Origin of the sequence: Pseudoalteromonas sp. MMG006, assembly GCF_018101025.1 — a bacterium.
GTDB lineage: Bacteria > Pseudomonadota > Gammaproteobacteria > Enterobacterales > Alteromonadaceae > Pseudoalteromonas.
This window is the reverse complement of sequence record NZ_JAGJEJ010000007.1, coordinates 1-12,375: the sequence shown is the minus strand read 5'-3', so window position 1 is coordinate 12,375 and position 12,375 is coordinate 1. Positions and strand designations below refer to the sequence as shown.

Annotated in this window: 12 protein-coding genes; 7 read left to right on the top strand and 5 right to left on the bottom strand. The window is 38.7% G+C overall.

Features of this window, described 5'->3' with window-relative positions:
- Positions 1–31 precede the first annotated feature (31 nt).
- Entirely contained in the window at positions 32–655 is a 624-nt protein-coding gene (locus J8L73_RS08905; protein ID WP_211016367.1) for a glutathione S-transferase, read from the bottom strand.
- Between the two features lie 116 nt (positions 656–771).
- On the opposite strand from J8L73_RS08905, the gene J8L73_RS08900 reads away from it, so the two are divergent.
- Positions 772–1,656: a LysR family transcriptional regulator gene (locus J8L73_RS08900; RefSeq protein WP_211016581.1), complete on the top strand. Its 885-nt coding sequence runs from the start codon at positions 772–774 to the stop codon at positions 1,654–1,656.
- Positions 1,657–1,694: 38 nt separating this feature from the next.
- Here the strand turns inward: J8L73_RS08900 and J8L73_RS08895 are convergent, their stop codons facing one another.
- Positions 1,695–3,314 carry a SulP family inorganic anion transporter gene (locus J8L73_RS08895; protein ID WP_211016366.1) on the bottom strand — a complete coding sequence of 540 codons (1,620 nt, stop codon included), beginning with the start codon at positions 3,312–3,314 and terminating at the stop codon, positions 1,695–1,697.
- Positions 3,311–3,967 (bottom strand): carbonic anhydrase, encoded by a 657-nt coding sequence (locus J8L73_RS08890; protein WP_211000545.1) that lies wholly within the window; start codon positions 3,965–3,967, stop codon positions 3,311–3,313. The genes J8L73_RS08895 and J8L73_RS08890 overlap by 4 nt, the downstream gene beginning before the upstream one ends.
- A gap of 132 nt (positions 3,968–4,099) precedes the next feature.
- Here J8L73_RS08890 and J8L73_RS08885 point away from each other — a divergent pair, with 132 nt between their 5' ends.
- Positions 4,100–5,044 (top strand): hydrogen peroxide-inducible genes activator, encoded by a 945-nt coding sequence (locus J8L73_RS08885; RefSeq protein WP_211016365.1) that lies wholly within the window; start codon positions 4,100–4,102, stop codon positions 5,042–5,044.
- A gap of 121 nt (positions 5,045–5,165) precedes the next feature.
- Here J8L73_RS08885 and J8L73_RS08880 read toward each other — a convergent pair whose 3' ends face one another.
- Both J8L73_RS08880 and J8L73_RS08875 read right to left on the bottom strand, forming a co-directional pair.
- Entirely contained in the window at positions 5,166–6,017 is an 852-nt protein-coding gene (locus J8L73_RS08880; RefSeq protein WP_211016364.1) for a universal stress protein, read from the bottom strand.
- Positions 6,018–6,027: 10 nt separating this feature from the next.
- Complete coding sequence (locus tag J8L73_RS08875) at positions 6,028–7,518, bottom strand: SulP family inorganic anion transporter (protein ID WP_211016363.1); 1,491 nt, start codon at positions 7,516–7,518, stop codon at positions 6,028–6,030.
- A gap of 597 nt (positions 7,519–8,115) precedes the next feature.
- Here J8L73_RS08875 and J8L73_RS08870 point away from each other — a divergent pair.
- The 5 genes from J8L73_RS08870 to J8L73_RS08850 are packed head-to-tail and all read left to right on the top strand — an operon-like array spanning position 8,116 to position 11,800.
- Positions 8,116–8,508 (top strand): type IV pilin protein, encoded by a 393-nt coding sequence (locus J8L73_RS08870; protein WP_211016361.1) that lies wholly within the window; start codon positions 8,116–8,118, stop codon positions 8,506–8,508.
- Positions 8,509–8,517: 9 nt separating this feature from the next.
- Positions 8,518–8,952: a GspH/FimT family pseudopilin gene (locus J8L73_RS08865; protein ID WP_348771976.1), complete on the top strand. Its 435-nt coding sequence runs from the start codon at positions 8,518–8,520 to the stop codon at positions 8,950–8,952.
- Positions 8,946–9,356 (top strand): prepilin-type N-terminal cleavage/methylation domain-containing protein, encoded by a 411-nt coding sequence (locus J8L73_RS08860; RefSeq protein ID WP_211016357.1) that lies wholly within the window; start codon positions 8,946–8,948, stop codon positions 9,354–9,356. The genes J8L73_RS08865 and J8L73_RS08860 overlap by 7 nt, the downstream gene beginning before the upstream one ends.
- Positions 9,353–9,865, top strand: a complete 513-nt coding sequence (locus J8L73_RS08855; RefSeq protein WP_211000552.1) for a prepilin-type N-terminal cleavage/methylation domain-containing protein — start codon at positions 9,353–9,355, stop codon at positions 9,863–9,865. Before J8L73_RS08860 ends, J8L73_RS08855 begins: the two co-directional genes overlap by 4 nt.
- The gene (locus J8L73_RS08850) at positions 9,866–11,800 is read left to right on the top strand and encodes a PilX N-terminal domain-containing pilus assembly protein (RefSeq protein WP_211016349.1); all 1,935 of its coding nucleotides are present in this window, start codon (positions 9,866–9,868) and stop codon (positions 11,798–11,800) included. It abuts the gene before it with no gap.
- Positions 11,801–12,375: the final 575 nt, after the last annotated feature.

Below are 12,375 nucleotides of genomic sequence, written 5' to 3'. Positions count from 1 at the left end.
CCTCTTATATAGCAGTATATAAAGCTTAAAATTAAGCCAACAAACCTGCTTTTGTTTCAGGCATTGCTATAAAGCCATCAAGTTTACGTACGTTGCTTAACCATCTTAAAATATTTGGGTATTGCTCAAGTGATACGCTGCCCTCTGGTGCGTGTGCTATGTACGAAAAGTTGGCAATGTCGGCAATAGTTGGCTGAGTACCTACTAAGTATTCACGATTTTGTAAATACGCATCCATTGTTTTAAATAATGTATGGGCAATGTTTATCGCATTTTGATGATCAAGCTCTGCGCCAAATACCGTAACTAAACGCGCTGAACACGGACCTGCCGCTACAAGCCCTGCAGCAACGCTCAACCAGCGCTGAATGTGCGCTTGAACAGTAATATCTTCTGGGTACCAGGTTCTGTTAGCATCAAATTTTTGTGCTAAATACATTAAAATAGCATTTGAATCGCTAATTACGTCATCGTTATGTTTGAGTACGGGTACTTGGCCAAATATATTCATTTGTAGAAACTCAGTGTGCTTTTGTGCGCCGTTTTGAAGTGCCACATCAACCATATTTACATCAAGCTTTAAAAGCGATGTAAATAGTTCTGCACGATGTGAATGACCAGATAAAGTAAAACGGTATAGCGTTAGGTTGCTCATGGTTTGTCCTGTTTTTAATTTTGGATGGTGTTTTTCAATAACGCTATTTTTCCATTTTTATGAGTTTTGAATAACCGCGCTAGCAAGGAATAAATGTCAATGCTATATTGACAATGATGGATACTATTACGGGTATTAAAACGATTATTGCAGTGGTTGAAACGGGTTCGTTTACAGCTGCAGGCGACAGGCTAGGGCTTTCAAAGGCACTGGTTAGTAAATACGTGGGTATTGTAGAGCAAGACTTAGGGGTTAGATTATTTAACCGCTCTACGCGCAGAATTTCTATTACCGAAGCGGGGCAAAGTTATTACGCAAGCGTAGTGCCAGTGATAGAAAGCTATAGCGAAATGCTCGATAATTTATCAGGGCAGGGCGCTGTGGCTAATGGGAAGCTTAGAGTAAGTGCGCCGGTGTCGTTTGGTGAGTCTAATCTTGCGCCACTTTTGCCCGAGTTAATGCGCCGCTATCCTAACTTGAGTATTGAGCTAGTGTTATCGGATAAAACGATTGATTTACTTGAGGAAGGTGTTGATTTAGCAATTAGAATTGGTAGTGTTTCTGACTCTAGCTTAATAGCTCGGCAAATTACCAGCTATCCTCTAATTTTATGTGCATCAAATGATTATATTGAACGTTTTGGTACGCCAACAAGCGTAGTGGAGCTTGAAAAGCATGCTACCGTTATAGACAGCAACTTTAAAATTGGCCGACATTGGCCAATAGTATCGCCAGCTGGAGAGGCCCTAACCGCAAATGTTAGCTCTCGTATCGCAGTTAATAACCCACGTGCAGTAAAAGAGGTTGTACTAGCGGGTGGGGGAGTTGGTCTAATTCCTGAAATAGTGGTTCAAGACGATATTGCAGCGGGGAAGCTTGTTCAGGTTATGAGTAACTATCAAACATTTGAGTTTGGTTTATTTGCTATTTATCCACATAGAAAATTTGTTGCGCAAAAAGTAAAAACGTTTGTTGAGTTTTTATTTGAAAAATTTAGCTAACTGCAGCAAATATACTATTTCAAACAAGTTTAAAGCCCTTAATTAAGGGCTTTATGATCTGCATTGTTACCTGTACTTTTAAGTGCATGCTCCAAGGCTTCTAATCGGGTTTTAAACATCACGGTTGCACTGTGATTTGCATTTATACTATTAAGTACGCGCTGCACCGCTTGGTTTGCACCACAAATATATAAACTACGACCAGAGGACAATGCATCAATTGTGACTGTTTCTACCGCCATAGCAGCCGATACATCCATAGTTGGTACGCGTGAAAAATCGAGTATAAGCACTTTAGAACCTGGTTTTACGCTTTCGCGAACATGGTGTCCTACATCAGCTGCAGCACCAAAACTAAGCGGGCCTCCAAAGCTAAAAAGTAAAACTTTGTCTTTAGCTTGTTTAAGCAGGGCGTTTTCGGCTTCGTCTTCTAAATTTTCAGGTAGGTTGTTAAGCTGCTCTAACTGAATTTGTGCAATTTGTCGTACAAATGCGAGCGCGGCTAAAACAACACCAACGCCTACAGCGGTTATTAAATCTACAAATACGGTTAAGCCTAACACTAATAGCATAAGTGCAAAGTCCCAACGTGGGCCTTTGTGGGCACGTTTTAAGTAACTCCAGTCGACAATGTCGAGACCTACTTTTACTAATATACCCGCCAAGACTGCATGAGGAATTTGGCTTGCAAGCGGGCTTAAGCCTAAAATAACAGCTAATAATACCAGTGAGTGGATCATGCCTGAAAGGCGCTCTTTACCACCACTTCTTATATTAACTACAGTACGCATGGTTGCACCTGCACCCGCTATACCACCCATTAAGCCTGCTACAGTATTACCAATACCTTGGCCTACTAATTCTTTATTTGAATTATGGCGAGTACGGGTCATATTGTCGGCAACAAGTGAGGTTAATAAGCTATCTATAGAGCCTAAAATAGCTAATATGATTGCAGCTTCGAGCACTAAAAATATGCTTTGTGTATCGTAAGCGGGTAGTTGTAAGCTCGGTAAGCCAGTAGGGATTTCGCCTAAAACTGGTACGCTAATAAATAAACTTGCTAAAGTACCTATGACTAGAGCAGCTAATGCTCCAGGTATATATTTGCCTAATTTTGCAGGCCATTTATAGGCAATAACTAATGTACCAATGCCAAGCGCTAAAGTAGCAAAGTTTATATCAGCAAGCGCTGTTGGTAAGTAGGATAAAGCACCAATAGTCCCGCCTGGTGGCTCATGACCAAATACTCGACCTAATTGTAAAATAATAATAATGGCGCCAATACCGGTCATAAACCCTGAAATAACAGGGTAGGGAACTAAGCGAATATATTGCCCAATGCCTAAAAAGCCAAAGGCAATTTGAATTAAGCCCGCTAAAATAACGGCTGTAAATATTAGCTCTATATTACCAGATAAGCTCGCAAATAAGCCCGCTAGTACCACCACCATTGGCCCTGTAGGGCCTGAAATTTGTGAAGGCGTACCACCAAAAAGAGCGGCAAAAAAACCAACAGCCATAGCACCGTATAAACCAGCCATAGGGCCAAGGCCTGAGGCAACACCTAATGCTAGAGCTAAAGGGAGCGCGACAACGCCCGCAGTTATACCGCCGGTTATGTCGCCTCGTATATTAGAGAGCATTCCCTGCATCATTTTGCTTCTTTGGCTATGGTTGCTTCGTAGGTGTCTTTTACGGGTTTAAATTCTCTTGTTGCTTCGTCGTAGGCTTTAATTTCAGCCGATTCAAAATCGTATACCCAACCGTGTAGCTCAATTTGCCCAGTTGCCATTTTAGCGGCCACTGCAGGGTGAGTTTTAATATGCTGTAATTGTTGGATAACGTTTTCTTCTGTTACAAGACCTAGGTGATCTTCGTTAGAGAGTGAAGTACATCCACATTTTTCTTTTACAACTTCTGTTGCAACTCGGCTGTGGCCTAACCATTCTTTTACGTGGGGCAAACTTGCTAGGCCTTCAGTGTTTATTGCCCCTTTCATTGCACCACAATCAGAGTGACCACAAATAATAATGTGGGTTACCCCAAGCGCTGCTACTGCAAACTCAATTGAAGCAGTCATACCGCCTGTTTGATTACTATGAGGAGGGACTATGTTACCCGCATTACGGCAAATAAATAATTCACCAGGCTCAGTTTGGGTTACTAAGTTAGGATCAATACGAGAGTCAGCACAGGTAATAAACAACACTTCTGGGTTTTGGCCGTTTGCTAGCTTTTGAAAAGCTTCTTTTTTAGCTGGGAAAACGTCTTTCTGAAATTTAGCCACGCCCGAAATAATATGTTCCATGAACAGCTCCTATTTTGTGTAATTTAATATTGTGATTTTTTGCATAGTTATTCTTGCCTGATAAATTTATAGTAGTACAGGCATGTTCGTGATAGCTTTGTGCTATCAGCTTAGGTTTTAGGTAGATAAAAAATGAATCAAGGTTCGCAAAAGTCTCCTTCTATTTCTCAAATAAAATACTTTGTTAAAGTTGCTAAAACACTGAGTTTTAGGCGTGCAGCTCAAGCGTTAAAAATCAGCCAACCTACGTTAACTAACCAAATAGCCGCGCTTGAAAAATTGCTTAATTTGCAGCTGTTTGAACGCTCAAGAAGTGGTACTGTTTTAACACCTCAAGGGCGGGCGTTACTCTCTCAGGCTGATGTTTTGCTCCAGGCAAGTATGCGTTTTGACGAATTAGCCAGAGACTTAAATGATGACTCACAAACTACCTATCGTTTGGGTGTAACAACCTCAGTAGGACCTTACTTACTTCCGCATATATTGCCAAAGCTACATAAAAAATATGCGCAGCTAAAATTTTATGTCCGTGAAGACACCTCAACAAATTTACTACAAGGACTCTATAATGGCGAATATGATTTAATTCTTACTGATCAAGTACAAAAATCCACCCAACTAGTAGAAATACCTTTGTTTATAGAGCCCATAAAATTTGTAATGGCAAGTGATCATAGATTAGCAGGAAAACACATTATTGACCCCGCTGACATTAAAGGTGAAGTTGTATTAACACTAGAAGGTGCTCATCATTTTCACGATCAGGTGCAAGGGCTATGTCACAAAGTTGGAGCTGTATTACATCGTGATTACGAAGGTACGAGTTTAGATACGCTTCGTCAAATGGTTGTAATGGGGATGGGCTCTACATTTTTACCGGGTTTATATATTCATTCAGAAATACATCGGCCAAATGAGCTACAAGTTTGTGAGCTAAAAGACATGGGCATAGTGAGGCAGCATAATCTTATGTGGCGAAATACGTCGTCTAGCCGTGTGTTTTTTAGAGAGTTAACTCAGTATATACGTTTAATTATAAAAACTAAATTAAGCGATGTTGTTAGTGTAATTGACTAATAATGTAGCTTAATGAGTAAGTTACATTATTATAAAGCCTAAAGCCTAAAGCCTAAAGCCTAAAGCCTAAAGCCTAAAGCATACTTACTTTAGGCTTTAATAAAGCTTTATGGTTTAAGAATTATTTAAGCACTACCACGGGAACCGCAGCGTTTTCGAGCATTTTAATGGTGTTGCTACCAACAAAAAACTGCCTTAATTTTGAATGTGCAAATGCACCCATTACGATTAAATCAACGTTGTTTTGCTCTCGGTACTGCAAAAGTGAATTAGAAATATCTCCCTCTAAAAAAGTAGCAGTTACATCAAAGCCTTTAGTTTTAAGCATGTGTTGTGCGTTTTTAAACTTTTCTTTGAGGTCGGGCTGATTATTTTTAATACTCACTAAGTGGCAATGTAAACCTTGCAGTAAACCACCATCAATAACCTGTTTAAGTGCTTTATCGGCAGTATCACGGCCATCATATGCAATCATGAACGATTTTGGTGTATTAAATTCATCGGGCAATATCAAAATAGGTGCTGTTGAGTTGCGTATTAGTGTTTCGATATGTGAGCCCAATGTACTCATACTTTGGCTATGATCCATACCACATCGACCAATAACAATTAAACGCGTATCTGCTTTGTAATCAATAATTGCATCGTATATATCGCCATGTCGCTTAACTAATTCAACATGGTTTACACCCGCATTTTTGACTTGCTCGCTTAACGAATTGAGTAACTCATCTGCTAATTTTAATGAGATTTTTGCTCGTTGCTCGTCAAGTTGAGTCATTTCATCGAGCAATAGTGATTGCGCGCCAAATCCAATAGCGCCTGTGTAGTCACCCGCTTTTTGCTCGTGGTGCTTTTCAAGCGTATGAACAAGGCTAATTGGTTTGTTAAGTTTTTTTGACGCCCAAATAGCGGCATCAGTCACGGCATGTGTAGTTGCTGAGCCATCTACACAAGTGATAATTTTATTCATTGCATTCTCCTTAATGTCCGCCAAGTAGCTTTTCGACTTCTTTAGGGTCGTTGTGTACGCCAAATTTATCGACAACGGTTTCGGTGGCGCTGTTCATACCTACAATATTTACCGTTGCGCCTTCTCGTCTAAATTTAATCACAACTTTATCAAGTGACGATACCCCGGTTATATCCCAAAAATGGGCATGGGTTAAATCTATAACAACATTTGATACTGCATTTTTAAAATCAAATGATGCAATAAATTGCTCCGCAGAGGCAAAAAAAACTTGGCCAGCAACTTCATAAGTGACTTGGTTATTTGCTTCATCGTGCTTAGCTGTTACAGCCATAAAGCGGCCTATTTTGTTGGCAAAAAACAACGTAGCTAATAAAACACCTACCAATACACCCATTGCTAAATTATGCGTTGCTACGACCACAATAACGGTTGAAATCATCACTACATTTGACGATAGCGGGTTCTTTTTTAGCTCTTTAATAGATGTCCAGGAAAACGTGCCAATTGAAACCATAATCATTACTGCAACAAGCGCTGCCATAGGGATTAATCGTAGCCACTCATCTAAAAACACCACCATAACAATTAAAAATGAGCCTGCAATAAAGGTAGAAAGTCTGCCACGGCCACCCGATTTAACGTTAATAATTGATTGCCCAATCATGGCGCAACCCGCCATACCGCCAAATAAACCCGCGCCAATATTTGCTATACCTTGACCTTTACACTCTTTATTACGATCGCTTGTGGTATCGGTTAAGTCGTCAACAATAGTTGCAGTCATCATCGACTCAAGTAAACCGACAACGGCTAAGCCTATAGAGTAAGGTAAAACAATTTTTAAAGTTTCAAGTGTGAGCGGCACGTCGGGCCATAAAAATATAGGCAGTGTGTCTGGTAGTTCGCCCATATCGCCCACAGTTCTTATATCAAGGCCTAAATAAATACACAAAAGTGTTATTACAACAATACACACAAGTGGGGAAGGGATAACCTTACCAATGGTTGGTATATACGGGAACAAGTAAATAATACCCAAACCCGCTGCGGTCATGGCGTAAACATGCCACGTCACATTAGTTAGCTCGGGTAACTGCGCCATAAATATTAAAATCGCCAGTGCATTTACAAACCCCGTAACAACAGAGCGCGATACAAACCGCATTAACTCACCGAGCTTTAACAATCCAGCAAATATTTGCAGCACGCCGGTAAGTAAGGTAGCAACCAGTAAGTATTCCAAACCATAATCTTTAACCAGCGTAACCATCAACAGTGCCATTGCACCTGTAGCTGCTGATATCATACCTGGACGCCCGCCTACAAAGGCAATAATAACCGCAATACAAAAAGAGGCGTATAAGCCTACTTTTGGATCAACACCGGCAATAATAGAAAAAGCAATCGCTTCAGGTATTAGGGCAAGCGCCACAACAATACCAGCAAGCACATCGCCACGAACATTAGAGAGCCAATCTCTTTTTACGTGATCAAACATGTAAATAACCTAATTAGTTAGTTTCCCAAAGTATAGGGGAGTATTTTATTTAAATAACAGTGATTCTCGCGCAGACGGCGATTAAGGTTGCACGTAATGTGCTGATTAAAAAGGGGAGTGGTTGCCTAGGGCGGCGTAAGTTTCAAGAAAAGGCTCCTTTTTGATTTATTTACTTAACATATAAAAATAACATAACCAAAAATTTGTTTCTAGATAATAGTAAAGCTGGAAAGTCCAAACTTATTTGTTTAGCAGAATACATTTTATACCTTAGAAGTATACTCTACCATTGAAGAATCTAACTGTAGTTTGCTTGTTCATTATACAAAAGTTAGATGAAACTTTAACATTTAATTACTAAGGTAATTATAATGTTGTGTTATTTGAAGTACTTGTTTTTCGCACTAATTTAGTGCGTTTTAACGTTGTTATGATTGTTTTCGGGGCGTTATTTTATTTTAAAAAATGTTCTAAACCTATATCATTGACAAGATGTAACCAGTCGCTATTATACACTCCCCAAAAAATTCAAATTACTTCTATTTTAAGTGAAAATAAAACATGTTTGATGTTAATAATGGAATTAAATAAGTGAAAATGGAGCAGTTAAGGAATCTTTACGGTTTTACCCTTATCGAATTAATGATAGTAATTGCAATTTCCGGTATTTTATATTCTGTTGCACTCCCAAGTTACACCAGTTACATACAGAAGAGTCGAAGAGCCGATGTTCAACAGGCTTTACTACAGCAAACAGCTATTCTTGAAAGACAATATACACGTGTTGGTGGATACCCTGCTACTTACACCTTCCCTGACTCGGATTATTATTCATTTACCTATACAACTGATGCAACTGCAGGCATGTCTAACGGAGCAGAGTTTACAATTGAAGCTGCGCCTAAAAGTGCACAAAGCAGTGATGAGTGTGGCAAGTTGTCTGTAAACCAAAGCGGTATTAAGTCAGCGGATAAATCGCAATGTTGGTAAAAAAAAAACATCGGTTTTACTTTACTCGAAGTTTTAATCACTATGACCATTATCGCTATTCTGTCTGCTGTTGCGGCTCCTTCGTTTGTTACTTTTATAAAGCGAGATAGGTTAGTAACAAACTCTAACCAATTACACAGTGTTTTTAAATTTGCGCGTAGTGAAGCTATTAAAAGAGATAATAGTGTCTCTCTAAAGGCCTTGAATAAACAATGGATAGTACAAACAACGATTAATTCAACACAAACCACGTTAAATGTTTTTGAAATTACGCATAATAGTATATCTATAGATTTAAAAGATATTAATATTTTCAGTACGGGTGAATTAGGCCATATGTCCCAGATTTTAGTGAGTGATAATGACAGTTCGACTGCTGACCTCACTTTATGTATTTTACAAAGTGGGCAAAGTTGGTTAGTTGAGGCCCCAGAGACATGTTAAAAAATGACAGCAAAGGCTTTTCTCTTCTAGAAGTTATGATTGCTTTAATTGTTGCGACGGTTGCCTTATTAGGGCTTGCCTCAGGACAACTAAAGTCATTGCAATATATTACAAACAGCTTTAATTATACGGTGTCAATAATTGAGGCTAATAATGTTATAGAGCGTATTTGGCCTCATTTATGCGAGCTACAACAAACAAACCCAAGTTTGTATAATGATACTGATTTTAGAAATTATTTATCCCCACAAATTGATGCATATTCACTCACTCTACCTGCTAACTTCTCAAATGATTTACAAGTTGAAGTAACTTGGCAAGATAAGCGTTTGACTGACAATTTAGAAAATCGCGTTGTAATTATTGGGACTTTTCCAACATTGCCTGATGGTTGCACGTCATGAGAGGTTTAATAAATAAACATAAAGGTTTTACTCTAATTGAGCTTATGGTTGCACTTGCTTCAGGTATGCTTCTATTAGGTGGTGTAAGTCTGGCTTACTCTTCAATTAATAGCAGTACCAGCACTGCAAAAAATTTAGAAAATGCATTAGATGTAATCCGATTTACCAGTAAAGTATTTACACGAAGTCTGAAACAAACCAACTCAGTGCCTATTTACACAAATAATATTCTAAGTGTTGCTCAAGAGGCGGGTGCATATGCATGTACTGGTTTAACTGTTAGTGCGCCATTTACCGAGAAATATAGCCTTGAAGGCGATTCATTATTTTGTGATATAGGTAACGGCAAAGTAAAAATATTAAAAGGTGTAAATGCAATTAGCTACGTAATTGATAACAACGTTGTGAGTGTGCATGTGGAACCTACAAGCCTTCCAAGCCAATTCAATAATAGCTTAGTTATTGATATATCTTTGTCGCAAATGGTAATGAATATGGCATTTCAATAAATGAAAAATACATCTGGATTTACGCTTGTTACTGTACTTATTTTAACATCTATAGCTTCAATTGTTGTACTGAGCACTCTTAGAGATAGTGTGATCCAGGAGCGCTTGAGTGGTAATTTTCAAAAAAAGCTGAATGCAAGGTTGATGTCTGAAAAAGGGGTGTTTGCAAGTATTGAAAGACTCGAAGCAGCAATGACTGATGACCCGACTATAAGTATTAACGATTTGATAGTCCGTAATAGTGAAGTTTCTGGTACGAGCTCACTTGAATCCAGTATATATAATGCAACTATTGAGATTGACAGTAATGGCGATATTTTAGTTTCTAGCGAGGGTACTCGCTTTGAAGGTGAGAGCCAAATGCAAGCTATATTCGAATATGTGGCAGGTGGTGGAGGGGCTATCAGCAGTGACTCAGTTTTTTCTAATGGTATTACAGGGTGTTCTGGTGCTGTAATTAGTGGAAGTGGCTTAATTGATAGCTATGACTCATCTTTAGGAGATTATAATGACACGCTAGCTGATGGTAGCAAAAATATATCAGAAGAGTTTGTTGTTAATACAGTTAACGAGTCTGGTGATATTACACTTAATGGTAGCAGTACAATTGAAGGTAGTGTCCTATCATCTAGTAATTTATCAATTATTCAAGGTGCAGATGTTACAGGCAACATTCATAGTAATGGAAATTTAATACTCTCAGGTGGTGTGGTTGTTGGAGGAGATGCATCTGCATACTTAAACTACACACAAAGTAGTGGTACGGTTTTAGGTAATATCTCTGCAAACCAATCTATATCAATAAAGCAAGCACCAGTTGGTGGTGATATCAGTTCGTTAGGTCCAGTTTCTATTACAGGTAATGCAATCCAGGGTTTCGTTAGTTCATATGATTTAATCGCTCTTAATCAAACAACAATACATAACGGTGTTTATACCTCCGGTAATTATGAGCAAACAGGGGGGACTGTGTATGGTGGAGTGCGTGTTCAAGGTAACGTGACGCTTAAACAGTGGGGTAGTACTATTGATAGTAAAGACCTTAGATACGCAGGTAATGGCTCTTTTAAGGGCGATACACCAGAGTATGCTTTTTCACCATATAAAGTATCAAGTAAAGCTATATCAATACCAACAATTGAGCCGGTTGAAAAAATAACGCCAGAAAGTGAAAATAATAGAGGGCTAACGGCATGTGACCCACTTGATATTGCTACTGCAATTGATGGTGTATCAGTCAACACGACAAGCCCTGACCTTTTTATCAACAATAATAGCAGTGCAGGTGACTTACTTGAATTAGCAACTAATGAGGCTAACTTTTTAGTAGATTATGGAAGTACTCCTGATGGTCCCATCACTGCTAAAGCAGCGACTTTTCTTGGTTCAGAAACTCAAATATTTTATTTTGATGATGTAACAATTAAAGGGCGAATGCAGGTAAAAAGTAATCACAATGCAGTGATGTTTGTAGATGGTGATTTTACAATGAATGGCGCAAGCTCGTTAACAATCCCTGATAACAGCAGCTTAACGATTATAATTAAAGGAAAGCTTAAGATAGGAAATGGGGCACAAGTTTACGCACCTGATAATGGAATTACAAATGAAGGCAGGCCCGTTTTCAGTATTTATAGTTCTTACAGTGGAAGTGACACTGGAGTTGAGTTTTCAGGTGGTACACGAGAACTTTATGCTGTTGTATATGCACCACTTTCACAAGTTAAAGTAACTTCTGCTGTTGGCTTTAAAGGGTCTATTTTAGGGGATGCTGTTATTTTAAGCGGCGCCGGTGGTATTCACTTTGATACGGCATTAAATGAAGCTAGTTTCGGTGGCTCTTCATCTAGCGGTTCGTCATCTGGTAGTAATGGATCAGCAGGCAAGTTAGTTTTTAAAGGATGGCGTTTTACCCCCGTTGAACAAAGCAATTAGGCAGTTATTCATTGCTCATTCTTATAAGGGAATCTATTACGATTGTTAAATTAATCACTCCACTCAAGATTTATTCGTCTAAAACTAAATTCTTTTAATATTGGAGCTGACATAAATTCAAAGTAGTTTTAGGCTAAATGCATTAACGGCTATTTAGACTCACCAGCCTTAGGCTAATTGTTTGTTAGAATATGATTTTGATTCAAGTTGTTTGCCTTAATCTGTAAAAATGTCTGTTTAAAATCGTTCTGTATATGCCGCAAAATTAGTTTTCACTTCACTTTCATTTGATTTTTTAAGTTGCACACTTGTTAGAATTAAATGATAAGAAATTTTATATTTATAAATAAATGAAATGCTTAAGGCAATTGTAAGGTTTATCCGAAGAAACTAAGTTCTTATTGTAAGTATTTGAATTGGTACAACTGGGTGTGCTCAAACCATTGAACTTTGGAGTGGGCAATCAACAGTAGGGTGTGCTTTTTCTTAGGTTTCTATTACTTTAAAGTGGTACGACTGAGTGGATTCGAACCACCGACCCCTACCATGTCAAGGTAGTGCTCTAACTGTAGTGA

What these genes read in the sequence shown, in the direction of transcription:
- J8L73_RS08850 (WP_211016349.1), top strand. Translation starts at nt 9,866, where the DNA reads ATGAAAAATACATCTGGATTTACGCTTGTTACTGTACTTATTTTAACA.
- J8L73_RS08905 (WP_211016367.1), bottom strand. Translation starts at nt 655, where the DNA reads ATGAGCAACCTAACGCTATACCGTTTTACTTTATCTGGTCATTCACAT.
- J8L73_RS08880 (WP_211016364.1), bottom strand. Translation starts at nt 6,017, where the DNA reads ATGAATAAAATTATCACTTGTGTAGATGGCTCAGCAACTACACATGCC.
- J8L73_RS08855 (WP_211000552.1), top strand. Translation starts at nt 9,353, where the DNA reads ATGAGAGGTTTAATAAATAAACATAAAGGTTTTACTCTAATTGAGCTT.
- J8L73_RS08895 (WP_211016366.1), bottom strand. Translation starts at nt 3,314, where the DNA reads ATGATGCAGGGAATGCTCTCTAATATACGAGGCGACATAACCGGCGGT.
- J8L73_RS08860 (WP_211016357.1), top strand. Translation starts at nt 8,946, where the DNA reads ATGTTAAAAAATGACAGCAAAGGCTTTTCTCTTCTAGAAGTTATGATT.
- J8L73_RS08875 (WP_211016363.1), bottom strand. Translation starts at nt 7,518, where the DNA reads ATGTTTGATCACGTAAAAAGAGATTGGCTCTCTAATGTTCGTGGCGAT.
- J8L73_RS08870 (WP_211016361.1), top strand. Translation starts at nt 8,116, where the DNA reads ATGGAGCAGTTAAGGAATCTTTACGGTTTTACCCTTATCGAATTAATG.
- J8L73_RS08890 (WP_211000545.1), bottom strand. Translation starts at nt 3,967, where the DNA reads ATGGAACATATTATTTCGGGCGTGGCTAAATTTCAGAAAGACGTTTTC.
- J8L73_RS08885 (WP_211016365.1), top strand. Translation starts at nt 4,100, where the DNA reads ATGAATCAAGGTTCGCAAAAGTCTCCTTCTATTTCTCAAATAAAATAC.
- J8L73_RS08900 (WP_211016581.1), top strand. Translation starts at nt 772, where the DNA reads ATGGATACTATTACGGGTATTAAAACGATTATTGCAGTGGTTGAAACG.